Here is a 24,273-nt window from a genome sequence, read left to right as displayed (position 1 = left end):
AATCGAGCCTGGAGCCCAAGTGGGCGTGTCGGTGAGTCATCTTGGAGGCGCGATGCGCCGCCTCGTCGTATCGAAAACCGGGCGGGCCGCCGCAGTTCGCGACGACCTTGTCCGGAGTCTCAAAGGGATGCGAAATCCCCTTTACTGATAGCCAAGGATAGCACGCCGCAGATAGGTCCCCGTCTGCGGGCTGAGCGAGCCCAAGCCCTTGAATTCAACCTCGAACATGATCGCGTTGGTGGTGCTCCGCGTGTAGTCGCGCACGTAGTGGCGACCCAGCAGGCGAAACGCCACGCAGCAGCTGTCGTACTCGACGCCCACGGCCGCTTCCAGCGTCCGGTTGGAGAATGTGAACACCTGGTTGCCAGCCACGTTCGGCACGATATCCCGGCGGGCAAAGACCCAACGGGCCAGCGCGCGCCAGCGCTCCGAGACCGGATAGACCACCGAGGTGTCGAATTGTTCCATGACGTTGCGGCGATAGCGGTAGGAGAAATTGAGAATGCCGTCGCCCTTGATCCGGCGCTGGACCTGGACGGTCGCCAGATCGGTGTCGTGACCTTCGTAGATGATCTGGTTCTGCTCGTTGAGGACGCCCTGTTTCGACGTATTCGGATTCCACTGGTACGAGCTGTTGACACGCCAGAGGTCGTTCAGCTGTACGGCGAACTGGGCGATGTAGTCGGACCCGCTGTAGTCGGTGGGAAGCACCCCCGGCATCTGCACGCGCTGATTGGTCAGATAGCGAATCTGGCCGATGCTGGCCGACACGCGCTCCACGCCGCCGTCGTCGAGCAGGCGTGTGGTCAGCGCCGCGGTGATGTTGTTCGCGTCCATCTGGCGATCGGCGCCCGAGAACCGGTTCGGGCTGAACAGCTGCCAGAAGTCGAACGACATCGCATTCGTATCGAAGATGGGCTGGTTCGACTGATCCCGGTAAGGCACATACAGGTAGTACAGACGCGGCTCGAGCGTCTGCGTGTAGGTGGTGCCGAACAGGTTGGTTTGCTTATCGAAGATCAGGCCCGCGTCGACGCTGGCGATAGGCACCGAACGGCTGGGTTTCCGTTCGTTGAAGCCAAATTGCTGGTAATCGCTCGTGAGCTGATAACCCGTATAGCGGTAGGCGAGCTTCGGACGGACGAACCAGGACGCGCCCTGGAAATCGGCGGCCAGGAAGGGGTAGAGATCGAGGCGGTCGCCGTCGACCTGGCGATCGGACGCGTCGCTCTTGCGGAAGGCTACGGCCTCGGTCGCGATCCCCGTCGTCAGCCACCGGTTGATCGGATAGTCGACGTTGAAGGTGGCGCGCGGCCAACGTTTATATGGTGCGACAGAGTTGGGCAGGCCCGCATCCACATTCTGGTAGGAATCGGCGCCGAACGACGTGTTCCAGTATTTCCCGTTGCCGTAAATATAGGCGTTCGACGAAAGCAGCCCCGTCGCGGCACCGAAGATGTCGTTATTGAAGTCGCGGAAATACTGATTGTCCGATGCGCGGTTGATGCTCGTTGCGAAGGTCCAGCCCGGTGCGATCACCGTCGAGTTGGCGAACTTGATCAGGTAGCGCTGTTTGCTGCCACCGCGATCGCTGGTGCCGCTGATGTCGTCGTCCGGGCCTTTATCGTGCGGCATGTATTCCAGATTGATGGTGCCGTTGGTCCGCGCGAACAGATAACGAAACTCGCCGGCGGCCATGAAGCCGCGATCGGAGTAGTAGCGCGGTTCGACGGTGGCATCGTAGTTCGGTGCCAGGTTCAGGTAATAAGGCACGCCCAAATACAGGCCCGAATGGCTCGAACTGCCAAAGGTCGGGTACAGGAAGCCGCTCTTCCGGCGGTCGTCCAGCGGGAAGGTGAAGTAGGGCAGGTACATGAAGGGAATGTTCTTGAAGCGCATGACGCCGCTTCGCGCGGTACCGACGCCCGTGTCCTTGTTGAGCGTAATTTCTTTCGCCCTGAACTCCCACATGTGGCTGCCGACATCGCACGTGGAATAGCTGGCCAGATGCATGCGGCTGTGCATCGGGTCCAGCAGCGTGCCATGGGCCGCGACGCCGTTGCCGCGCGATTGCAGCATCTGATAGCGGACGTTGTCGGCTTCGCCCTGGTTCGGATTGGTGGTGCCGGTCAGGTGGTCGGCCGACATCAACATGCCGGCTTCCTGGTAACGCACGTTGCCCTGCGCGTCGTAAGCCGTGGTGTCCGCGTTGTAATGGACGTCGTCGGCGCGCAGCAACTGATCGGCGCGCTCGAGTCGTACGCCGCCCATCATGTGATAGACGTTCGGTTCGGTGCTTTCGACCGAGATGGAGTTCGTGTTCGTGACCGCGGTATCGCGAAGCGTGGTGTCCTTCGTGATCGTCGGATCGTAGAAGTCCAGCATCGCATTCGGGCGACACATGTTGTAGTTGATCGGCCGCGGCGTACACACGAAGGAACCGAGGGGGCAGTACGCGACGGGTGCTTCCCGCTTTGCCGCGGTGGGCGCGGGCGTGTCTTCGGCGCGAACCGCATCGGCGGCGATACCCGAGACGAAAAGGGCGGCGGCAACCGCGAGCAGGCGGCGTTGAGGCAGGATGCTTTTGCGTGACGTCACTGGCGCGGTCTGTTCCGTTCGAAAGGCAGCTAACCTAGCAGAATCCTTGTCCCCACGGCGCGTCGAAACATTCCCCATGACACACGTTCCTTATAGATAAAGACGAATGCCCAGCGGCGGGCCGAGCTTACACCCGGGCAGTATGCCGTCTGTCGCCGTCCGGTTGCCGAACGGCCGTTCATGGTTTCGCTTCCTGAAGCCGATCGAGCCGCCCAAGGGCGAATCAGGTGCGCGGGCGGCGCTCGTGCTGCCAGAGCACTTCGCCATGTCCGCTGCGGCGGGCCAGTACCCGCGCGATGACGAAGAGCAGGTCCGACAGGCGGTTCAGGTAACGCTGGGCCTGCGGCCTGACCTCTTCCACGCGACCGAGCGCGACCACATCGCGTTCGGCGCGGCGGCAGACGGTCCGGGCCAGATGACAGCAGGATGCGGCCATGCCGCCGCCGGGCAGGATGAAGTCCTTGAGCGCCGGCAGGTCGGCATTGAAGCCGTCCAGCACGTTTTCCAGCCGGTCGATATCGGCGTCCTGCACCATGGCCATGCCGGGAATGCAGAGTTCGCCGCCCAGATCGAACAATTCATGCTGGACCTGGGCAAGCGTCTCGCGGACGTCGTCGTCGACGCCATCGGCGGCCAGCACCATGCCGATCGTGCTGTTCAGTTCGTCGACGGTGCCATAGGCCGCGACCCGCAAGGAGTCCTTGCCGGTCCGGCTGCCATCGCCGAGGCCGGTGCTGCCGTCGTCCCCGGTCCGGGTGTAGATCTTCGAAAGACGATTGCCCACGGAACGCCCGTCAGTGGATCGGGCGGCCCGCGCCCTGGTCATGGCGCAGGGTGGCGGTGAGTTTCACGACCAGCACATGCATGACGGCGCCGATGGCGACATAGATAGCGGAAGTGCGCAGGTAAGGCAGATACCAGTCGGCCAGGTTTTCCATCCAGGCGCCCATGCCGCGTGGCTGGGGAACGCTGTTGCTCAGCCAGTAGAAGCTGCCGTTGGAAATCAGGTAGCAGACGCTGACGGCTGCCACGAGGCTGCCGGCCAGCAAGCCGAAGGCCCTGGCATCCAGGGGACGGACGTGGCGAGCCAGCCAGCCGCCGCCAAGCCACATGCTGAAATAGGCCGGAACCAGGAACCAATAGGCCACCGAGACGCAGTAATGGCTCCAGAAATCCATTCCCTGGTTCGTGATGACGATGAAGTCGACCAGCACGGCTTCGGCCATCAGCAGTGGGAAGGCCCAGCGCGCGGAACCACGCAGCCAGAAGCCGCCCAGGAAGAAGACGGCCCACGAGGCATCGGGCAACGCGCCGAAGTGGTTCATGCGCGTGGCGGCCATCACGGCGGCCAGCGCGAGGAAAATGCCGACGCGGTGCTTTTGCGTCAATGCCATGGGTCGAACTCCGGAAGCGACAGACGCCTAGTCTACAGCGGCTCGCTGACCTTTGTAGGAGCGCTCTCAAGCGCGATCCCCGCGGAGCGTGCCGTACGAGGTAGCGAGGGACGCGGGATGCCGGGTGGCCGACAGCGGAGATCGTTCGTACCCCGCATTCGGGGATTGCGCTCGAGAGCGCTCCTACAAAGAGCCGGTGCCGGTATCATGACGATCATGACCGCGAACGATCCCATCATCATCGTCGGCGGCGGCCTCGTCGGCGCCAGTCTTGCCATCGCGCTGGATGCCGCGGGCCGCGAGGCCGTGCTTATCGAGGCGGCCGCGCCACGTACCAGCGCTCAGCCCAGCTACGACGAACGCAATCTCGCCCTTGCCCGCGCGACCGTGAACGGCCTGACCGCTATCGGCGTCTGGGAACTGGCGGCGCCACGGGCGACCCCCATCGTCGATATTCATGTCAGCCGCGCGGGCGATTTCGGTAGCGTCAGGATGAATGCCGCCGCGGAAGGCGTCGATGCACTGGGCTGGACACTGCCCGCCCGCGAGCTCGGCGAAGCCTTGCTTCGCCGGCTGGACACCTGCCGCCACCTGACGCGTATCGCTCCCGGACGTGTCGGTGCCATCGAGGCCTTTGAAGGCGGATGGTCCGTCGCCGTGGAAACGCCCGATGGCCCACGCCGCCTTTCGACACCCCTGCTGGTCGCCGCCGACGGTACGCAGTCCGAGGTACGGGCCCAGCTCGGCATCGGTACGCGTGTCCACGACTACGAACAGACGCTGTTTGTCTGCACGATGACGGCGGAGCGCGATCATCGCGGGCGCGCCTTCGAACGATTCACGGATCGAGGGCCCATCGCCGTCCTCCCGCTGGCGGAGCGCAGGCTAGGGCTTGTCCTTACCGTGGACGCGCACGAAGCCGGCGACGTCGCCGCGATGGACGACGCGGCTTTCGGCGCACTTGCTCAGGATCGTTTCGGATGGCGCCTGGGCCGGCTTTCGCGCCCGGGCAAGCGCCATCCGTACGATATCCGCCGCGTCGCCGCCGAATCGCTGACCGGGCCGCGCGCCGTGGTGATTGGCAACGCTGCGCAAACGGTTCACCCGATCGGGGCGCAGGGTTTCAATCTGGGCCTGCGCGATGCACTGACGCTGTCCGAGCTGGTCGCCAGCGCGTCCGACCCGGGCGATCCGCGTCTGCTTGCCGACTACGCGTCGCGTCGCGAGAGCGATCGCGAGGGCACCATGGCGATGAGTCACGGTCTGGTCCGGCTCGCCTGTCTCGAACAGCCGTTCCTCGGCCCGCTGCGCTCGCTGGCGATGTTGGCCTTCGACCGCGTGCCGCCCCTGCGTCGGGCCATGGCACGGCGTGGCATGGGTTTTCGCGAGTACGCTCCGGCAGCGGTCAGAGAGCCGACGCCATGAACGTGTCTATAAGCAACGAATCGTCGCGTCGTCGCGGCGGTCTTCTGGATATCGCTGTCGTGGGCGGCGGTATGGTGGGCGCCGCCGCCGCGCTGTCGCTCGCACGCGCAGGCTTTTCGACCGCGTTGATCGACGTGCGCGAACCCCCGCCCTGGACCGCCTCGGCTGAAGTCGACCTGCGCGTGGTCGGCCTTGCGCCCTCGTCGGTCCGACTGCTCGATGAACTGGGCGTCTGGTCCGCGATACGCGAGGCCCGTGCTTCGGCTTACGCGCGTATGTGCGTATGGGATAGCGAGAACGGCGCCACGATCCATTTCGACGCCGCCGACGAAGGTCGCGATGTCCTCGGATTCATCGTCGAAAACAGTCTCGTGCAAACCGCGTTGTGGCGCGCACTCGACGCCGCCGGCGTACGCCGGATCGTCCCCGCCGAAGTTTCCGGCTACGCCATGCGGGAAGATCGTGCGCAACTGGAACTGGTGGACGGTCAATGCGTTTCGGCGCGTGTGGTCGTCGCCGCCGATGGCAGTCAGTCGCCTCTGCGCGGGATGGTGGGTATCGGTACGCGCGGCCGCGACTATGCACAGCGCGGCATCGTCGCTCATGTGCGCACGGCACGTCCGCATGACGCGACCGCATGGCAACGTTTCCTGCCCGGCGGTCCGCTGGCGTTCCTGCCTCTGTCCGACGGACGCAGTTCCATCGTCTGGTCGCTGCCGGAAGTGGAGGCCGCACGCGTCCTCGCCATGGACGACCGGACGTTTTGCGAAGCCCTGGGCGTGGCCAGCGATTTCCGGCTGGGGCCCATCGAAGCGACGACGGCCCGAGCCGCCTTTCCGCTCCGGCTGCAGCTTGCCGATCGCTACGAAATTGGCCGGCTCGTGCTTCTGGGCGATGCGGCCCATGCGGTGCATCCGCTGGCGGGGCAGGGTGTGAACCTCGGTTTTCGCGATGTGACGGAACTGCGCGACGTGCTGGTTGCCGCGCGCGACGCCGGCAGCGACATCGCGGCGTCGCACGTACTGCGCCGTTATGCCCGGCGCCGGCGCAGCGCCGACACGCTCGATGCGCTGTCTTTCGATGTGCTCGGACGGGTTTATGGATGGCAGGCCGCACCACTGGTCGCGGCACGTGGCATGGGTGTGCGGTTGCTTGAAAAAACCGGACCCCTGAAACGCCTGCTCGGGCGGCATGCCGCGGGTTTGTAGTGCGCTGAGTTCTTTCCCGGATTTCGCTTCACCGTGTTCGTTGGTTCCCGCGCGCTGGCGCGCTTCTATACGTTGCCCTGGAGAAGTCGATGCGTCGTCTTGCCTTATTCCTACTGCTTGGATTTACGGGGGCGGCGCAGGCCGCAATGGTCAGCCGGCCGGTCGAGTGGACCGAGAACGGCACCACCTTCAAGAGCGTGCTCGTCTATGACGATGCGGTCACGGCCAAACGTCCCGGTCTGGTGATGGTGCCCAACTGGTACGGTGTGAACGACATGGCCGTAGCCAAGGCGAAAATGATCGCCGGCAAGGACTATGTGATTCTGTTGACCGATATGTACGGCGGTACGGTGCGTCCGACCTCAGACGATACGGCGCTGGCGGCGGTGAAGCCGCTTTACGCCGATCGTGGGCTTATGCGCCATCGTATCGTTCGCGCGCTGGACGAGCTGAAGGCGCAGGCGGGCAACGCGCCCATCGATACCGGCCGTCTCGCGGCTATCGGTTTCTGCTTCGGTGGTTCAGCTGTCCTGGATCTCGCGCGCAGCGGTGCGAACATCGCGGGCGTGGTGTCGTTCCACGGTCTGCTGAGCACCGACGATCCGGCGCTGGCGAAACAGATCAAGGCGAAGGTGCTGGCGCTGAACGGTGCCGACGATACGAACGTGCCCGCCGAGCAGAAGGCCGCGTTCGAGTCGGAGATGCGCGATGCGAAGGTTGACTGGCGTCTGGTCGATTACGGCGGTGCGGTCCACTGCTTCACGGAGAAAGAAGCGGCGAACAAGCCGGGTAATTGCCGTTACGACGAACGCACCGCAACGCGCGCCTATGCGGCGATGCACACGTTCCTGAATGAGGTTTTCGCGAAGTAACGGCATTTGCAGGAGCCCGCAAGCGGACTCCTGCAAGAGTCGCGATCAGAAGCGGCGTTCGACCGAATAGTCGGCCAGTGTCGCCAGCGCATCGCGATATTCCGAAGGTGGCAGCGCGTCCAGTGCGGCGCGTGCCGCGTCGGCGTGCTGGACGGCTCGTTCGTGCGTGCGGTCGAGTGCGCCCGAGTCGCGGATGGCCGCGATGATACGGTCCAGCGAATCCAGCCCGCCATGCTCGATCGCGTGGCGCAGCGACTGGACTTCTTCCGCGCTTGCCTTCTGCATGGCGTAAATCAGCGGCAGCGTGGGCTTACCCTCGGCCAGATCGTCGCCGATATTCTTGCCCAGCGTGTCCGCGTCGGAAACATAATCCAGCAGATCGTCGGCGATCTGGAAGGCGTAACCCAGCTCCATGCCGTAGCGGCGCAGGGCGGCGATCTGATCTTCGGGCAGGCCGCCCAGTACGCCGCCGAGTTCGGTCGCGGCGGCGAACAGTACCGCTGTCTTGCGTTCGATGACGGCGAGATAGGCGGCTTCGTCGACATCGGCGTTACCGATGTTCAGCAACTGGAGCACCTCGCCTTCGGCGATGGTGTTCGTGGTGTCGGCCAGGATGCGCATGATGCGCATGTCGTCCAGTTCGACCATCAGCTGGAACGAACGGGAATACAGAAAATCGCCGACCAGCACGCTGGCGGCATTGCCCCACAGGGCGTTGGCCGTTTTGCGTCCGCGCCGAAGGTCCGACTCGTCCACCACGTCGTCGTGGAGCAGGGTGGACGTATGGATGAATTCGATAATGGCCGCGAGCTTCGCGTGTTCGCCCCCGTTGTATCCGGCTGCCCGCGCGGCCAGCGTATGCAGCATCGGCCGCAGGCGTTTTCCGCCGCTGGCGATGATGTGGTCGGCGATCTGGTTGATCAGCACCACGTCGGACGAGAGCCGGTGGCGGATCAGGGCATCGACCTCGGCCATGTCCCCGGCGGCAAGGGCGCGCACGCGGGCGAAATCGACTGGCTGACGGCTTACGGCGAGAGAATCCATGGAGAGCGTTCGTATGCGGCGAATCAGCGCAGATTATAGGGTCTGGGCCGTCATGTCGCCGTTGACGGCGGCGTCATCCGTATAATCGTGGCTCGATCCCTTCCGTTCCGGCGCCCGATCCCAAGCGTGAGCAAACTCAGTTCCCTCGAACTCCGCAGCGCACTGACCCTTGCCTGCGTGATCAGCCTGCGCCTGTTCGGACTGTTCCTTATCCTTCCGGTGTTCTCGCTTTATGCCCGGCACATGCCGGGGGCCACGCCGTTGCTTATCGGGCTGGCACTCGGCGTTTACGGCATCGGGCAGATGCTGCTGCAGATTCCCCTGGGCCTGTTGTCCGACCGGATCGGCCGTAAACCCGCGATCACGCTGGGGCTGGCGGTATTCGCCATCGGTGGCGTCGTCGCGGCACTGGCCCAGACGCTGGACGGCATCGTGCTCGGCCGAGCGCTCCAGGGCATGGGCGCCGTGGCGGGCGCGGGCACCGCACTGGCGGCCGATCTGACCGCCGAGGACAACCGCGGCAAGGTGATGGGAATCATCGGCGTATCCATCGGCCTGTCCTTTCTGCTGGCGTTGATTCTCGGTCCCCCGCTGGAGGCGGTAGCCGGGCTGGGGGGGCTGTTCGGCGCGACGTCGATCCTGGCGGTGCTGGCTATCGCCATGCTCTGGCTGCTCGTTCCGACGCCCGAGCGTGTCCGGGCACCGGCCGCTGCGACGGCACGGGTCGTCCTGAGCATGCTCGGCGATGGCCGCATGCTGGTCCTCAATGGTTCGGTGTTCTTCCTGCATGCCCTGCTGACGGCGAGCTTCGTCGGCCTCCCATTGCTGTTGGGCGATGTGCTGCACCTGCCGGTCGCGCGGCACTGGGAGCTCTACCTCCCGGTGATGGTCATCGCGGCGCTGGTCATGGGGGCGGTGCTTCCGCGCATGCGCGACGTCCGGCAGAGCCTGCGTATTGTCGTCGGATGCATCGCCGCGCTTGGACTGGCGTTGCTGGGTATGTCGATGGTGGGTACGCAGGTCCTTGCGTTGGGCGTGGCCGCGACCGTGTTCTTTTCCGCGTTCAACCTGCTCGAAGCGGCACTGCCCAGCCTCGTGTCGCGACTCGCGCCCGGGCATCTGCGTGGTGCGGCTATGGGTGCCTATTCCACGAGTCAGTTCTTCGGCGCGTTCGTCGGTGGTGCGGTGGGTGGCATTGCGCTGGGACATCTCGGCGTCGCCGGCGTGTTCGTGACGGCGGCGATGCTTACGCTCGTATGGTTGCCACTGACTCTGCTAGGTGCGCGACGCATCGCTGGTGTCGTATAGGCACGTTGTCGCCTGCCACGCGTCGTCGCCGCGAATTCCGGCGTACGCCGGATCCGCGGCTTCGGTCCACATCGCCAGTCCGGGCGCAGGTCAGTACGGCTTTTTACGCTGCGTTTACGCAGCTGCCTGACCCGCACGTAGAGCCTTTACACCACCCGCGACCACACTTTGCTCCGTGATCCCTTCCGGAGTTTCAAGCGTCATGACCGTGATCGATATCGTGCTGCTGGGTGCCGTTCTGGCGCTCGGTGGTTACCTGCTTGTCGCCCTGCTGCATCCCGAGAAGTTCTGAGCATGGAAATTCTCATCGCATTCGGTCTGGCGGTGCTTCTGGCATGGCCGCTCGGTCGCTATATGGCCGTCGTCATGCAAGGGCGCGCCAGTCGCCTGGACGTCGTGTTCGCTCCCGTCGAACGGCTTATCTATCGGTGGCTGCGCGTCGATCCAGCCCGTGGCATGGACTGGCGCGGTTACGCCGCCGCGTTCCTGGGCAGCAACGTCGCGTTGTTCGTGCTGGCATTCACGGTATTCATGACGCAGGCGTGGTTGCCGCTGAATCCGGACGGCATACCCAATATGTCGTGGCATACGGCGTTGCATACGACGATGTCGTTCCTGACCAATACCGATCAGCAGCACTATTCGGGGCAGGCGCAGTTGTCGTACCTGGCGCAGATGACCGGCATCGTGACGTTGCAGATGCTTAGTCCCGTTATGGGACTGGCTGCGTTGGTCGCCGTGTTGCGTGGCATCGTCGGCGGCCTTGACGCCGCGCGGGCACGCGAAGGCGAGCCACGCGACCTTGGCAATTACTGGGTCGACATGACGCGCGCAACGCTGCGCATCCTTCTTCCACTTTGTCTGATCCTGTCGCTGGCGCTTACCTGGCAAGGTGTCCCGGCCACGTTCGGTGGCGCACATCACGCCGTGCCCGTCGACAGTGCGGCAGGCATGGCGTCGCAGACCATTCCGGTCGGCCCGGTATCGCCGATGGTCGCGATCAAACAGCTGGGTACGAATGGTGGCGGCTGGTACGGTCCGAACAGTGCCGTGCCGTTGGAAAATCCGACGCCGCTTTCGAACATGCTCGAAGTGGTCGCTATTCCGTTGCTGCCCATGGCATGCATCTTCATGGCGGGCGCGTTCGTGGGCAGGCGTCGGTTCACGGCGCTGATCTTCGCGGTGATGGGTACGTTGTGCATTGCCCTGACAACGCTTGCCGTGACTTCCGAGCAACATCCGAACGCGGCGGCGCACGGCATCGTGGCCGACGCGCCGAACATGGAAGGAAAAGAGCAGCGCCTCGGCCCGGTCGATTCCGCGCTGTGGGCGGCGTTGACCACGCAGGTCAACAACGGCTCGGTCAATGCGATGCACGACTCGATGAACCCGGGTACGGGCCTGGCGACGATGTCCGCGATGCTGATCAACATGGTATGGGGTGGCATCGGTTGTGGCTTGCTGGGTTTCATCATCTATATGTGGATCACGGCGTTCGTCTGCGGACTGATGACGGGACGCACGCCGGAAGTATTCGGGCGAAAACTCGAAACGCGCGAGATCAAGCTGCTGTCGGCGTTGCTGGTCCTGCAACCGATCGTGTTGCTGGGGCTTACGGCCATCGCCTTGTCGGTTCCATCGATTACCGGCAATTCGAATCCCGCGTTCCATGGACTGTCGCAGGTGTTCTACGAGTACACCTCCGCTTATGCGAACAACGGATCGGGATTCGCGGGACTGAGTAGCGGTACGGCCTGGTGGGATATGTCGTGTTTCTTCGTGCTTGCCCTTGGCCGCTTCCCGGCGATTCTGATTCCGCTGGCTGTCGCAGGAAGCCTTGCTTCAAAACGTGCGGCGCCTGCCGGCAACGGCACGCTGCGTGTCGAAACGCCAACCTTCGGCTTCGCGATGCTCGCGGTGATCGTGCTGTTCGCGCTTCTTTCCTTTATGCCTGTCCTGGTCCTCGGCCCTATTGGCGAGTGGCTGAGTCTGGCAGCTCCTTCGATCCGGTGAACCCATGAATAGCTCCGTCTCCCAATCCACCGCTACGCGGGGAACACTGGACGCGACCGCCCTGCGCGAAGCCGTTATCGGCAGTGTCGCGAAACTGGCGCCGCGTGCCGCGGCGCGCAATCCGGTCATGTTTACCGTGTCGGTCGGTACGGTGATCTGTGCCGCGTTCACCTTACATGCGGCCTTTACTGCTCAGCCTTTTGGATTTTCCGCCGCTGTAACGTTCATTCTTCTGTTGACCGTACTGTTCGCGAATTTTGCGGAAGCGGTCGCTGAAGCACGAGGGCGCGGACAGGCGCAGAGTCTGCGTTCGACGCGCGCCGAACTGAGTGCGCGACGTGTTCGTGCCGATGGCGGCGAGGACATCGTTCCGGCGACCCAGCTGCGTCGCGGCGATCGCGTCCGTGTCTCGGCGGGCGAAGCCATTCCCGCCGATGGCGATGTGGTCGAAGGCGTCGCAAGCATCAACGAGGCGGCCGTTACCGGCGAATCCGCCCCCGTGCTGCGCGAAGCTGGCACCGACCGGTCGGGTGTGATCGGTGGCACCTGGGTACTTTCCGATGTCATCGTCGTCGAGGTCGCGACCGATCCCGGCGACAGCTTCCTCGATCGCATGATTGCGCTCGTGGAAGGTGCTAGCCGGCAGAAGACACCGAACGAACTTGCGCTGACCGTGCTTTTGTCCGCGTTGACGATCGTGTTCCTCGCCGTCGTGGCAACGCTGCCCGGACAGGCCGCCTTCGTCGGCGCGAAAGCCGATGTCGTGCTGCTGATCGCTCTGCTGGTCTGCCTGATTCCTACGACGATCGGCGGTCTGCTGCCGGCCATCGGCATCGCGGGCATGAATCGCGCGCTGAAGGCGAACATCATCGCCAAGTCGGGCAAGGCGGTCGAAGTGGCTGGCGATATCGACGTTCTGCTGCTCGACAAGACAGGCACGATTACGCACGGCGATCGCCGCGCGACCGTTTTCGTTCCGGTCGGCGATGTGCGCGACGTGGAACTGCGCGACGCCGCGTTGCTCGCCTCGCTGGCCGACCCGACACCCGAAGGCAAGTCGATCGTCCATCTGGCCCGCGAACGCGGTTCGGTCATCGAAGGGCGCGGCGGCGAATTCGTGCCGTTCACCGCGCAGACGCGCATGTCCGGCGTCGATTTCCCCGATGGCCGCGTCCTTCGCAAGGGCTCCAGCGACGCGATGCATACATGGGCGAGTGCGCGCGCCATGGTCATTCCCGGCGACCTGTCGACGGCCGTGGAGCGTATCGCTCGCGCCGGCGGCACGCCGCTCGTGGTGGCGGACGATCGCCGTCTGCTTGGCGTGATCGCGTTGTCCGACGTCGTGAAACACGGTGTGCGCGAACGCTTCGCCCAGCTGCGTGCCATGGGTGTGCGCACGATCATGATCACGGGCGACAATCCACTCACCGCCGCGGCCATTGCCGCCGAAGCGGGCGTCGACGATTTCATGGCAGAGGCGCGGCCGGAGGACAAACTCCAGCGCATCCGCGACGAGCAGACCGGCGGCCGTATGGTCGCGATGGTCGGCGACGGTACCAACGATGCGCCGGCGCTGGCACAGGCCGATATCGGCCTTGCCATGAACTCGGGCACGCAGGCGGCGCGCGAAGCCGGCAACATGGTCGACCTGGATTCCGATCCGACCAAGCTGCTCGCGGTGGTGGAGATCGGCAAGCAGTTGCTGATCACCCGTGGCGCGCTGACGACGTTTTCGCTGGCCAACGACGTGGCGAAATACTTCGCCATCATTCCGGCCATTTTCGCGGGAAGTATTCCCGCACTCGGTGCCCTGAACCTGATGCACCTGGCCAGTCCGACCAGCGCGGTTCTCTCCGCACTGGTGTTCAATGCGCTGATCATTCCCGCGTTGATTCCACTCGCACTGCGCGGCGTGCGCGTGCGGCCGATGAGCGCGGAAGCGTTGCTGCGCCGGAACCTGCTGATCTACGGAGCGGGCGGTGTCGTGCTGCCCTTCATCGCGATCAAGGCCATCGATCTACTGCTGTCGCCCCTGCTGGGCGCGTGAGGTTTTCCATGAATTCCCGTAACTACTACCTCGAAGACGACGGCATCGACGTCGAGCCCTCGGTGCATGGTGCTCCCGGCACGTTGAGCGGCGACAGCGCGACGCGACGTCCCTCCGTGGTCTGGCCGAGCATCGCGTTCGCCGTGGTTTTCGTCGTTATCTGCGGACTGCTCTATCCGTTGGTCGCCACGCTGGCCGGTCACGCGCTGTTTCCGGCGCAAGCCGAAGGCAGCCTGCTGCGTAGCCAGGGTCGCGTCGTCGGAAGCGCGCTGGTCGCGCAGCCGTTCGTCAGCGACCGCTATCTGTCGCCGCGCCCTTCGGCGGCGGGTTACGACACGCTGACCATGGCCGGCAGCAATCTCGCGCCCAGCAATCCGGATCTCCGCAAGGCGATCTCGGAACGCGCCGCGGCAGTGGCTCTGCGCGAAGGTATCGCGCCGTCGGCCGTGCCGGTCGATCTGGTGACGGTTTCGGGCTCGTCCATCGACCCGGATATCTCGCCCGCCGCGGCCGATGTGCAGGTGGCGCGTATCGCCCGGGCACGCGGCATCGGCCAGGACCGGGTACGCGCTGCTGTTGCCGCCAGCACGCGTCAGCCGACGTTCGGCGTCCTCGGCCAGGCACGTGTCAACGTACTGGAAGCGAACCTGGCACTGGATCGGGCGACGCCATGAAGGCAACCGGTGTGGGCTACCATGCCGGCATGCCATCCCGGGACGCCATCGCATGACGGGTAACGATCGAAGCGCTCGCGCGGACGCCTTGCTGGATGTCGTGGACGACGCGCGTGGTGGCGGCCTCAAGGTCTTCCTGGGTGCGGCGCCCGGCGTGGGGAAAACCTACGCCATGCTCTCGGCGGCAATCGAGCTGAAGCGGCAGGGCATCGACGTCGTGGTGGGGTTGGTGGAAACCCATGGCCGCGTCGATACGGAAGCGTTGCTGGCTGGTCTCGAGGTGCTTCCGCGCCTTGCCGTGGACTATCAGGGTCGTCGATTCGGCGAGTTCGACCTGGACGCCGCGCTCGCGCGGAAACCGGCCGTCATCCTCGTCGACGAACTGGCCCATCGGAACCTTCCCGCCGGTCGTCACCAGCGGCGCTGGCAGGATATCGCCGAGCTGATGGAGGCGGGGATCGCCGTCTACAGCACGCTCAACGTGCAACACGTCGAAAGCCTGAACGATCAGGTCCGCCGGATTACCGGCGTGGCGCAGCGCGAAACCGTTCCGGATGCTTTCCTCGACCGCGCGCGCGACATCGTGCTGGTGGATCTGCCGCCTCGCGAACTGATCGAACGGTTGCGCCAGGGCAAGGTGTATCTGCCCGATACGGCGAATCATGCGCTGAACGCTTTTTTCTCGCCGGCGAACCTGGCGGCGTTGCGCGAGCTGGCGGTCGAAACGGTCGCGCAGCACGTCGATAGCGAACTGCGCGAGCAGATGCTTGCCCATGGCGGAGCCATGCCGGTGCGCCGCCGTGTTCTCGCGGCCATCGACGGCTATCCGCACAGCGACTACCTGGTCCGCGTCGCGCGACGTATCGCGGAGCGTCGCGGCACGCCCTGGACTATCGCGTTCGTCGACACCGGCGCGACGTTGTCGGTCGAGCGTCGCGAGACGATCGATGCCGCCATGCGCCTGGCGCGGCGGCTGGGTGGCGATGCCGTCGTATTGCGCGGCCATGCGGTAGCGGACGAGTTACTTGCCCATGCGGATCGGGAGGGCGTGGCGCAAATCGTTCTGGGACGTACGCGCGAGCGTCCCATCGCGCGCTTTCTGGGTTTGTCGCTCACGCAGCAATTGCTTCGCCGCGGCGCGCATCTCGAATTGACGATCATTGCGACACCCAGCGAGCGCGCCGTCGCGCGGCGTCGCCTGCGCATGCCCGGCGGCAAGGGTTCGCGGGGCGAGTACGTGTTCGCGACCGTGGCGGCGCTGATCGCCTTCGGATTGTCGTTTGTCGCCGATCGCTATCTTTCCGTCGCCAACCTGTCGCTGATTTTTCTCACCGCCGTGCTGATCGTCGCGGTAAGGACGCGTATGGCCGTGGCGGTCTACACCGCGCTGTTGTGCTTCTTCGGATACAACTTTTTCTTCGCTCCGCCGCGTTACACGCTTGCGATCAGCAATCTCGACGACTTGCTCGCCGTATGCCTGTTCCTTGTCGCGGCGCTGGTATGCAGCCGGCTCGCCACGCGTCTGTCCAGTCAGGTGCAGGCGTTACGCAGCGCGCATGCGCAAAGTCGCGCACTGCTTTCGCTGGGCCAGCGACTGACCGCCAGTACCGATGCGGATAGCGTTCGCATGGTCGGTGCCGATGCGCTTTCGCGTTCGCTTCGCTGCACCGCCGCGGTGCTGGTACGTGAGGCCGACGGCACCATGCGCGTCGGCGCCGCCTCGCCGCATCGTTTCGAACTGGATACGCACGACGGCGCTGCCGCGGACTGGAGCGACCGGCATCGCGAGCCGGCAGGCCGTTACACGGACACGCTCAACGCCTCCGCCAGCTGGGTTCTTCCCCTTGGCGGCGAACCGAGCGTCGGCGTACTCGCGCTTCGTTTCGCACCCGGCGAGTCCGAACCGGACATCGAACGCCGGAGCCTGGCGTTGGCCATGGCGCAGGATATCGGGCAGGCGCTGCAGCGTGTGCGGTTGTCCGGCGAGCTGGAAAGCTCCCGTCTCGAGGGCGAAACGGAGCGATTGCGCAATGCGTTGCTGTCGTCGGTTTCGCATGACCTGCGCTCGCCGCTGGCATCGATGATCGGTTCGGCGGGCACGCTCGCCGCTTACTGGGATTCGGTTCCCGCAGGCGAACGACGCGAATTGCTCGATGCCATTCTGGGCGAAGGGCAGCGGCTCGATCGTTACATCCAGAATCTTCTGGACATGACCCGCCTGGGGCATGGCGGACTCAAGCTCAATCGGGACTGGGTCGATCTGCACGAAGTCGTCGCTTCGGCCACGTCGCGCCTGAGATCCCCTTTTCCCGATACGCATGTCGAGGCAACGGTCGCCCCGGACATTCCGCTGCTTTACGTTCATCCCGCCCTGGTGGAGCAGGCGCTGTTCAACGTGTTGGAGAACGCGGCGAAGTTTTCGCCACCGGACGAGGCTGTTCGTCTCCTTGCGCGCATGGAGAACCAGCGTCTGCTGATCGACGTCAGCGACCGTGGGCCGGGCATCCCGGAAGACGAGCGTCGCCGTATCTTCGACATGTTCTACTCGGTGGCCCGGGGCGATCGCGGCGCGCACAGTACCGGTCTGGGCCTTGCCATCTGCCGCGGCATGATCGGCGCGCACGGCGGCGCCGTGGAAGCCCTGCCCGGAGCCGGGGGGCAGGGCACGACGATCCGTATCTCGCTGCCCATGACGTCCGGTTCGCCCGAATCCGCGCCACAATAGGGACGTTCCGTCTCATGGCTGCCCGTATGAATGCCGCTCCCCGTGTCCTCGTTATCGACGACGAAACGCAGATCCGTCGCTTTCTCGACATCGGCCTGCGTGCGCAGGGGTATGAGGTTCTGCTCGCGGCCAACGCTGCCGAAGGCCTTGCCATGGCCGCGACGCGGACGCCGGACCTGGTGATTCTGGATATCGGCTTGCCGGACAGGGAAGGGCACGATGTGCTGGCCGAACTGCGGCAGTGGTCGCAGGTCCCGGTGCTGATGCTTTCCGTACGCGACAGCGAAACCGAGAAGGTGCGCGCGCTCGACGCCGGCGCCAACGACTACGTCACCAAGCCTTTCGGCATTCAGGAGCTGATGGCGCGGCTACGGGTGCTCCTGCGGCAAAAAGCGCCCGATGGCGCGATCGCATCGCCGGTCTACGACGACGGTCGACTGCATATCGATTTCGCGCGGCGGGAAGTCAGTCTCGACGGGCAGCCGCTAGCGCTGACGCGGAAGGAGTACGGCGTGCTCGCCGCGCTGATCGCGCACCGGGGCCGCGTCGTGACCCAGCAGCACCTGCTTCGCGACCTGTGGGGGCCGACCCACGTCGAAGACACCCACTACCTGCGTATCGTCGTGGGGAAGCTCAGGCAGAAGCTTGGCGACGATCCCGCATCGCCCGTCTGGCTGAAGACCGAAGCGGGCGTCGGCTACCGGTTTCTCGGTACGGGCTGATCGGAAGACGCGGGCTCGCCCGGCCGCGCATACATAGCCTTCGAATACGACGACCGACCCTTGCGCGGGCGGTTACGACGGCTTTGTGCGACTTGCGTTCGTGGAGCCCACGGGTGGTGCCCATGCCCCGCACTTTTAATTGCGCCGAATTTTCAGAATTGCCTTATCGGCGCGGGGCGTCGCGATCCCGATACTTCTCATCGAGGCGTCGCGGATCGATCTCTCCCTGTCCGCACAGCTTCGATCATTCCTTTATTGCAGGATTCACCATGAAAATCTCAACCATTACATTGGCTATCGCCATCACGCTGGGCGCGACCAGCTTTACCGCCGTCGGCGCCGATCTTGACGGCACCATCGAATTCACCGGTTCCCTCACCACGTCCACCTGCCTCATCGAAGGGCATCCGCCGGGCGGAAACGCGGCGAGAGTTCCGGTCAATCTTGGCGGCGTACCGGTCGCCAAGCTGGCAACCCCGGGTAGCGCGGCGGGCGATCGCGGTTTCACCATCACGGTAGGTGGCGCAAACGACACCGGATGCGAGGACGGCAAACTGGCAAAGGTCGGTTTCGATACCAGCAGCCCGCTTCTCGACACGACGACCGGGCGTCTGAATATCGACACCGGTACCGGCGCGGCATCGGGGGTACAGATCGAAGTGGCCAACCAGGATGACGATCAGCCCATTCATATGTTCACCGAGCGGTCGCACCCGGTCGTTGTCGCGAATCACACGGCTGTCATTCCGCTCATCGCCCGCTATCGCAGCGATCTGACTAACCCGGTGGTGCCCGGTACGGCGAACAGCCGCATTGGTTTCAACGTGACATTCGACTGATCGATTTCGTCGATCCGCGCGAGTTCGCGCGGCGGGGCTCGTCGCATGTGCGGCGAGCCCCATCTGGATCAAGGAATACGAACCATGCCTGGCTATAGAAAATTTATCGTCCTCGTCGGCACCGCCGCCTTTTTTGCGTTTTCTTCCTTGCCCGTATGGGCAGGCGTCATTATTGGCGGTACACGTGTCGTTTTTCCGGCGAAAGCTCGGGAAGTGACAGTGAGACTGCAGAACAAGGCCGCCGATCCCGCGTTGGTGCAGGCATGGGTCGACAATGGCGACGAACGGTCCACTCCCGATACGGCGGATGCCCCCTTCACGCTATCCCCGCCCATCTTTCGTATGGAGCCGGGCAAGGGGCACTCGATCCGCCTCATCCACACGGGCGAGCCGTTACCTGCGGACAAGGAAACCCTGTTCTGGCTCAACGTTCTCGAGGTTCCACCCAAACCGAAAAATGCCGAGGGGCAGAATATTCTGCAGTTCGCGTTTCGTATCCGGATCAAGCTGTTTTACCGACCGGAAAATCTGGCCTACGCATCCGTCGAAGCGCCGGAGCGACTCACCTGGACCCTGATTCGCGAAGGCCAGGAAGTCCAGCTCGAAGTCACCAACCCTACGCCGTACCACGTCACGTTCAGCGACGTCGCCCTGGTATCCGGTAGCCAGCGCTTCGCCAAGCGCGAAGCCGGTGGTGGAATGGTTTCGCCGGGCGAGAAAACTCGTTTTCCGATCGTCGGTGTCGATGCTTCCGCAAAAGAACTCACCGTCGAGTTCAAGACGATCAACGATTACGGTGCGATGGTTTCCGCTATCGCGCCTCTGACGCACTAACGACCTGCCGACGCTCCATCGGCGCCGTAAGCAAGTTCCCTGCTCGGCCGCTAACTGCGGTGGACCGGACGCGCCTGCGCGACCGCCGCGAATGACTAATGGACTGGACACAATGCGACCGCGACTGAGCATCAATACCCCGAGACATGCGGAACGACCGCATGTTCTCGGCGCTTTTATCCATGCTGCGCTTCTCGCGGGCGTCAGCGGCACGGCCGTTGCCGCCGAAACGAACGCGAACGACGAAGCGGTTGAGTTCGACAGCCGGTTCTTTCCGGCGGGTAGCCGCGCTGCCGCCGATGTATCGCGCTTTGGCCGGGCCAATGTCGTACTGCCCGACATCTATTCCGTGGACGTGTACTTCAATGGCGAGCGAAAGGGACGACGCGATGTGCGTTTTGCCGTCGTCGGCGACAACGAAGGCGCCAGTCCGTGTATCGAGCGAAGCTGGCTCGTTGAATACGGAGCCAAAGCGGGCGACGTGACCCTTGCCGCGCCCCGTGGCGACAGCTCGACATGCGAGCCCATCGACCGGATCATTCCCGGCGCCACGGCAAGCTTCGACGTCTCGGACCAGACGCTCGAACTCACTGTTCCCCAGGTTTACGTCAATCGTCTGCCGCGCGGTTACGTGCCTCCCGAACTGTGGGATCCGGGTATCGATGCCGGCCTGCTGTCTTATCGGGCCAACGCCTATCGCACGACGACAGGTCGCAGTTCCACGACGACGTCATATCTCGGTGTGGATGCAGGGGCCAATCTGCGCGGCTGGCAGTTTCGTCATACCGGAACGTTGAACGCAACCTCTGGCAACGGTATCCGTTACCAGAAGAATGCCAGTTACGTGCACCGCGACCTTCCCGCGGTGGGCGCGCAGCTATACCTCGGCGATACCTATACCGACGGCAGCATGTTCGACAGCCTCCGCGTGCGGGGTGTGCGACTTGCCAGGGATCAGCGCATGTTGCCGGGATCGCGCAACGGCTACGCGCCAGTCATTCGAGGCGTGGCCGCGACGAATGCACGGGTAACGGTGACGCAGCGCGGTATCAATCTTTATGAAACCACCGTGCCTCCTGGCCCTTTCGTCATCGACGATCTTTATCCGACGGGTTACGGTGGCGACCTCGACGTGACCGTGATCGAGGCAGACGGTCGTCGCGTCGAGTTCAAGGTGCCGTATGCGGCAACGCCGAATCTCTTGCGGGAAGGGCAGACGGACTATGCCGTCAGTGCCGGTCATCTGAACGAAGTGGAGCAGGCGGAGCGGCCTTATATCGCGCAGGCCACGCTACGTCACGGTATCAGTAACAACGTCACGGGTTATTTTGGCGGCGTGATGTCGCGTGGCTATGGCGCATATCAGTTCGGTGCGGCGTTCAACTCGCGCATCGGCGCGTTATCGGCCGATATCACCTATGCGCGGGCGAACGTGCCCGGTCTCGGTGTGTCCAATGGTCATAGTGTGCAGCTCCGTTACAGCAAGACGTTTTCCGGAAGCGGCACGATCTTCGCCCTTGGCGCGTACCGTTATTCCACCGCCAGCTATCTCAGTCTTCTTGATGCCAACCGTCTGCGTTCGTTGTATCGGCAGGGAAACGACATCCACGACTACGAGCGCATCCGCAGTCGCTTCGAACTGACGCTCAATCAGTCGTTGGGCGACCAGCGTGGTTCGCTGTTTCTTTCCGGTTCGGCGGAGAGCTTCTGGAATGCGAAACGAAATTCGGTCACGTACTCCGCGGGATACACCACGACGATCCGCTCGGCGACCGTGGGTATCGGTGTCCAGCGGGTACGGACGGCACTGGCGACAACCGGCAGGGGCCGCACGGAAACGCGTGCCCAGCTTACCTTGTCGCTACCTCTCGGTAGCGCTCCGCGTTCCCCTTATTTGTCCTCGGAAGTGGGGCACGAGACGTCGGGCGGCAGGCACGTGCGAGCCGGTATCAGCGGAACCGCTGGAAGCATGGGTCAATACAGTTACGCGGGTAGCGCCACGCGCCGTGGTGGCCGGACGTCGGTCGAGGCAACCGGGAGCTACGCGGCGCCTGTGGCGGACGTATCCCTCGGAGCCAGTAGCGACGGCGAGATTCGTACCGTGTCGGCGAGCGCTTCAGGTGGTCTCGTGGTGCATGGCGGAGGCGTGACCCTGGCACAGACGCTTGGCGAAACGATCGCCATTGCCCACGCGCCCGATGCGAAAGGCGCCATGCTCTCCAACACGCGCGGTGCGAAGCTCGATCGTCGTGGCTACGGTGTGGTTCCCTATCTCACGCCATACCAGATGAACGAGGTCGCGGTCGACCCCGTCGGCACATCGCTCGATGTGGAAATAAAAGCAACCAGTCAACGCGTTGCACCCCGTCGCGGCGCCGTTGTGCTGGTGAAGTATGAGACGGTCAATGGACGTGCTCTGCTGGTCAAGGCGCGTGCCGATGACGGCCTGTCGCTACCCTTCGGTGCCGAAGTGCTCGATCACCAGGGGCAGGTGGTGGGTGTCGTGGGGCAGGGCGGCCGCATCTTCGTACGCGACGGCGGCGATAGCCTCAGCCTGACCGTGCGTTGGGGCGACGGCGCCGGTCAGCACTGCGAAATCGCATTGCCTGCCGACCTGCCAAAGACATCCGGTAAGACGCTTACCACCGTCACATCATCGTGTACGCGAACGACGCCTGTTGCCACGGCTCGTGCGCACTAATCCGTTCGCTCGAAGGAAAGCATTGTCCATGATTCATCCAAGCAACGCCCTGTCGCGACGACTGCACGCATCGGGCCTGATTCTGCTGGCACTGTGTTCGTGTTCCTTACCCACACTTGCATCCACGCCAGGTCCCCAGCTCCACTTTGCCGTCACCGGGAATCTGATCGGCAGTTGCGGCTTCAGAACGACCGACATCCTGTTTGATATCGGTGATGTAAAAGCGAGCGATTTCCTCCAGGTGGGCACCGAAGTGGGCAACGCCGAGAACGCCATTGAGTCGACGGGTTGCCACGGTGTAACGAATGTAAAGATGGCGTTCTCTGGCACGGGTGAACCCGGCTATCCCGACCTGTTCGCTCTCGCTTCCGGTGGCGCCGAAGGCATTGCCGTGAATCTCCAGACGAGGGATGGCAGGCAAGTCAGGCCGGGGGCCAGCCTTAACTGGGCGCCTCAGCCAAACGGCGGCAAGTACCCGTTCAAGGCGAGCTATGTGCGCACGGGTGAGATGAAAGCCGGCGTAGCCAACGCCCAGATCACGGTGGACATTACCTATGACTAGCGGAGCGGGAGTGCTCGCGATCGCTATTGCCATCGCATGCCCTGCGATTTCGTTCGCGTCGAACGCCGGTGCGTTGGTGCAGCCGGGCACCTCGGAGAGCGTCAATCTCTGGGTGAGTGGCCGCATCGTCGGCGGATGCACGTTCGAGACGGCGGACCTCAAGATACCTCTCGGCCAGATCAAGGCGAGCGAACTCCCTGCCGTCGGTGCGCCCGGTCCGTGGGTCGATCGGGCATTTCGCGCCACGGCGTGCGATGCGGTAAACCGTGTGCTGATGAGTTTCGACGGCGTGCCTGACGTCGACGACGCGAATCTGTTCGCCGTGGACGATGCCTCGCGAGGCATCGCTATCGAACTGCAGACCGCGGATGGTCGCCCCGTCGTGCCCCGATCCCCTCAGCCGGTGGTCTGGGATCCTCTGCCCGCTCAGGGAGAGTTCGGTTACCGCGCGCGCTACAAGCGTGTGCGCGATATGACCCCCGGCCACGCCGACGCCACGGTAACCGTGGGCATGACGTTCGACTGATCGTTTGCGTCGTTTGCGATCGGTCGACGCGCAGGGAACGTCCACTTTTAAACTCATCAATGGATTGATATGAAAATTGCCGCGCTGAGGTTGGCCCTGAGCGTCCTGCCCATGGGTGCCTCACTCCTCCATGCCGCTCCCGCGGACCGGATTGACGCCAGGGTTCAGGGACGCCTGACGGGTAGTTGCGGCTTCGACCAGTCGCGCGACGTAAGGTTCGAGCTGGGCGATGTCTCCGCGTCGTCGCTACCTGAGGTGGGTGACACGAGTAGCTGGGTGTCGGGCGATATCGTGACGACAGGTTGCTTCGCTGTCGAAAAGGTTCTGATGACCTTCAACGCACCAACCGCCGCAACCGAAGGCCATCCGGAGCTTTTCTTCGCGTCCGGCGGATCGCAAGGCGTGGCCATCGAACTGCAGACGCAGGACGGCCAGGCCATCCTGCCCAACGATGCCAGCGCGCCATTGACCTGGATGCCCGCCAGTCAGGGAAACCGCTTTGGGCTCCGTGTGCGCTACCGTCGCATCGGCGCGCTGGGAGTGGGCGACGCCAAAGCCTGCATTGTCGTATTCATCGATTTCGCCTGACGGCCGGCCAGTCACCGATGGGACGCGGGCCGGGCTTGCGAATGACACCCGCGAAGCCCTTCGTCTTCCTCATCCATGCCTCTGGACCCGCCGACCCGGGTCGGGCAACCTCAGAGGCCGCGCTCTGGGGCCGTTTCCGGGCGACCGTTTGCAGGCCCCGGACGGATACCGGAAAATGACCGGTCCGATCCGC

20 protein-coding genes are annotated in these 24,273 nt (G+C 64.1%); 16 read left to right on the top strand and 4 right to left on the bottom strand.

The features are described 5' to 3' along the window. Positions 1-141: 141 nt before the first annotated feature. From AC3IR3_RS17060 to AC3IR3_RS17050, 3 genes are all read right to left on the bottom strand, one after another. The gene (locus AC3IR3_RS17060) at positions 142-2,598 is read right to left on the bottom strand and encodes an LPS-assembly protein LptD (RefSeq protein ID WP_489193870.1); all 2,457 of its coding nucleotides are present in this window, start codon (positions 2,596-2,598) and stop codon (positions 142-144) included. Positions 2,599-2,821: 223 nt separating this feature from the next. Next, entirely contained in the window at positions 2,822-3,382 is a 561-nt protein-coding gene (locus tag AC3IR3_RS17055) for a cob(I)yrinic acid a,c-diamide adenosyltransferase (RefSeq protein ID WP_489193868.1), read from the bottom strand. A gap of 10 nt (positions 3,383-3,392) precedes the next feature. After that, positions 3,393-3,992, bottom strand: a complete 600-nt coding sequence (locus AC3IR3_RS17050) for a hypothetical protein (RefSeq protein ID WP_489193867.1) — start codon at positions 3,990-3,992, stop codon at positions 3,393-3,395. Positions 3,993-4,208: 216 nt separating this feature from the next. Between AC3IR3_RS17050 and ubiH the strand changes: the two genes are divergently transcribed. The 3 genes from ubiH (at position 4,209) to AC3IR3_RS17035 (ending at position 7,497) form a co-directional block, all read left to right on the top strand. Beyond that, positions 4,209-5,417, top strand: coding sequence for a 2-octaprenyl-6-methoxyphenyl hydroxylase (gene ubiH / locus AC3IR3_RS17045; RefSeq protein ID WP_489196955.1), 1,209 nt, complete (start codon positions 4,209-4,211; stop codon positions 5,415-5,417). Continuing rightward, positions 5,414-6,625 (top strand): FAD-dependent oxidoreductase, encoded by a 1,212-nt coding sequence (locus AC3IR3_RS17040; protein WP_489193865.1) that lies wholly within the window; start codon positions 5,414-5,416, stop codon positions 6,623-6,625. Before ubiH ends, AC3IR3_RS17040 begins: the two co-directional genes overlap by 4 nt. An 89-nt stretch (positions 6,626-6,714) precedes the next feature. Beyond that, positions 6,715-7,497, top strand: a complete 783-nt coding sequence (locus AC3IR3_RS17035; RefSeq protein ID WP_489193864.1) for a dienelactone hydrolase family protein — start codon at positions 6,715-6,717, stop codon at positions 7,495-7,497. Between the two features lie 45 nt (positions 7,498-7,542). On the opposite strand, the gene AC3IR3_RS17030 is transcribed toward AC3IR3_RS17035, so the two are convergent. Beyond that, positions 7,543-8,541 carry a polyprenyl synthetase family protein gene (locus tag AC3IR3_RS17030; RefSeq protein WP_489193862.1) on the bottom strand — a complete coding sequence of 333 codons (999 nt, stop codon included), beginning with the start codon at positions 8,539-8,541 and terminating at the stop codon, positions 7,543-7,545. A 126-nt stretch (positions 8,542-8,667) separates the two neighbouring features. Between AC3IR3_RS17030 and AC3IR3_RS17025 the strand changes: the two genes are divergently transcribed. The 13 genes from AC3IR3_RS17025 (at position 8,668) to AC3IR3_RS16965 (ending at position 24,080) form a co-directional block, all read left to right on the top strand. Next, on the top strand, positions 8,668-9,849 hold the full coding sequence (locus AC3IR3_RS17025) for an MFS transporter (protein WP_489193860.1): 1,182 nt from the start codon (positions 8,668-8,670) through the stop codon (positions 9,847-9,849). Between the two features lie 202 nt (positions 9,850-10,051). Next, on the top strand, positions 10,052-10,141 hold the full coding sequence (kdpF, locus tag AC3IR3_RS17020; RefSeq protein WP_489193858.1) for a K(+)-transporting ATPase subunit F: 90 nt from the start codon (positions 10,052-10,054) through the stop codon (positions 10,139-10,141). A gap of 2 nt (positions 10,142-10,143) precedes the next feature. Further along, positions 10,144-11,862 carry a potassium-transporting ATPase subunit KdpA gene (kdpA, locus tag AC3IR3_RS17015; protein WP_489193857.1) on the top strand — a complete coding sequence of 573 codons (1,719 nt, stop codon included), beginning with the start codon at positions 10,144-10,146 and terminating at the stop codon, positions 11,860-11,862. A gap of 4 nt (positions 11,863-11,866) precedes the next feature. Beyond that, on the top strand, positions 11,867-13,909 hold the full coding sequence (gene kdpB / locus AC3IR3_RS17010; RefSeq protein WP_489193855.1) for a potassium-transporting ATPase subunit KdpB: 2,043 nt from the start codon (positions 11,867-11,869) through the stop codon (positions 13,907-13,909). Positions 13,910-13,992: 83 nt separating this feature from the next. Further along, entirely contained in the window at positions 13,993-14,583 is a 591-nt protein-coding gene (gene kdpC / locus AC3IR3_RS17005; protein WP_489196954.1) for a potassium-transporting ATPase subunit KdpC, read from the top strand. Between the two features lie 52 nt (positions 14,584-14,635). Continuing rightward, the gene (locus tag AC3IR3_RS17000; protein WP_489193854.1) at positions 14,636-17,308 is read left to right on the top strand and encodes a DUF4118 domain-containing protein; all 2,673 of its coding nucleotides are present in this window, start codon (positions 14,636-14,638) and stop codon (positions 17,306-17,308) included. A gap of 14 nt (positions 17,309-17,322) precedes the next feature. Then, positions 17,323-18,030, top strand: a complete 708-nt coding sequence (locus tag AC3IR3_RS16995; RefSeq protein ID WP_243649243.1) for a response regulator — start codon at positions 17,323-17,325, stop codon at positions 18,028-18,030. A gap of 269 nt (positions 18,031-18,299) precedes the next feature. Further along, positions 18,300-18,869, top strand: coding sequence for a fimbrial protein (locus tag AC3IR3_RS16990; RefSeq protein ID WP_489193852.1), 570 nt, complete (start codon positions 18,300-18,302; stop codon positions 18,867-18,869). Between the two features lie 219 nt (positions 18,870-19,088). Further along, a complete protein-coding gene (locus AC3IR3_RS16985) occupies positions 19,089-19,703 on the top strand; it encodes a fimbrial biogenesis chaperone (protein WP_489193850.1) in 615 nt (204 codons plus the stop codon). Positions 19,704-19,815: 112 nt separating this feature from the next. Continuing rightward, positions 19,816-22,404, top strand: coding sequence for a fimbria/pilus outer membrane usher protein (locus AC3IR3_RS16980; RefSeq protein WP_489193848.1), 2,589 nt, complete (start codon positions 19,816-19,818; stop codon positions 22,402-22,404). 28 nt (positions 22,405-22,432) lie between these two features. Then, positions 22,433-22,966 carry a fimbrial protein gene (locus AC3IR3_RS16975; protein WP_489193847.1) on the top strand — a complete coding sequence of 178 codons (534 nt, stop codon included), beginning with the start codon at positions 22,433-22,435 and terminating at the stop codon, positions 22,964-22,966. Positions 22,967-22,976: 10 nt separating this feature from the next. Continuing rightward, positions 22,977-23,492: a fimbrial protein gene (locus AC3IR3_RS16970; RefSeq protein WP_489193845.1), complete on the top strand. Its 516-nt coding sequence runs from the start codon at positions 22,977-22,979 to the stop codon at positions 23,490-23,492. A gap of 69 nt (positions 23,493-23,561) precedes the next feature. Next, on the top strand, positions 23,562-24,080 hold the full coding sequence (locus tag AC3IR3_RS16965; RefSeq protein WP_489193843.1) for a fimbrial protein: 519 nt from the start codon (positions 23,562-23,564) through the stop codon (positions 24,078-24,080). The last annotated feature ends 193 nt before the right edge of the window (positions 24,081-24,273 follow it).

The organism is Luteibacter sp. GL_149 (genome assembly GCF_057834065.1).
Note: the sequence above shows the minus strand (reverse complement) of the source record. Positions and strands in the feature narration are given on the sequence as shown.

Bases quoted from the DNA above. Each gene is read 5' to 3' on its own strand.
- AC3IR3_RS17050 (WP_489193867.1), bottom strand. From the start codon at position 3,992: ATGGCATTGACGCAAAAGCACCGCGTCGGCATTTTCCTCGCGCTGGCC.
- ubiH (WP_489196955.1), top strand. From the start codon at position 4,209: ATGACCGCGAACGATCCCATCATCATCGTCGGCGGCGGCCTCGTCGGC.
- AC3IR3_RS17040 (WP_489193865.1), top strand. From the start codon at position 5,414: ATGAACGTGTCTATAAGCAACGAATCGTCGCGTCGTCGCGGCGGTCTT.
- AC3IR3_RS17035 (WP_489193864.1), top strand. From the start codon at position 6,715: ATGCGTCGTCTTGCCTTATTCCTACTGCTTGGATTTACGGGGGCGGCG.
- AC3IR3_RS17030 (WP_489193862.1), bottom strand. From the start codon at position 8,541: ATGGATTCTCTCGCCGTAAGCCGTCAGCCAGTCGATTTCGCCCGCGTG.
- kdpF (WP_489193858.1), top strand. From the start codon at position 10,052: ATGACCGTGATCGATATCGTGCTGCTGGGTGCCGTTCTGGCGCTCGGT.
- kdpA (WP_489193857.1), top strand. From the start codon at position 10,144: ATGGAAATTCTCATCGCATTCGGTCTGGCGGTGCTTCTGGCATGGCCG.
- kdpB (WP_489193855.1), top strand. From the start codon at position 11,867: ATGAATAGCTCCGTCTCCCAATCCACCGCTACGCGGGGAACACTGGAC.
- AC3IR3_RS17000 (WP_489193854.1), top strand. From the start codon at position 14,636: ATGACGGGTAACGATCGAAGCGCTCGCGCGGACGCCTTGCTGGATGTC.
- AC3IR3_RS16995 (WP_243649243.1), top strand. From the start codon at position 17,323: ATGGCTGCCCGTATGAATGCCGCTCCCCGTGTCCTCGTTATCGACGAC.
- AC3IR3_RS16990 (WP_489193852.1), top strand. From the start codon at position 18,300: ATGAAAATCTCAACCATTACATTGGCTATCGCCATCACGCTGGGCGCG.
- AC3IR3_RS16980 (WP_489193848.1), top strand. From the start codon at position 19,816: ATGCGACCGCGACTGAGCATCAATACCCCGAGACATGCGGAACGACCG.
- AC3IR3_RS16975 (WP_489193847.1), top strand. From the start codon at position 22,433: ATGATTCATCCAAGCAACGCCCTGTCGCGACGACTGCACGCATCGGGC.
- AC3IR3_RS16965 (WP_489193843.1), top strand. From the start codon at position 23,562: ATGAAAATTGCCGCGCTGAGGTTGGCCCTGAGCGTCCTGCCCATGGGT.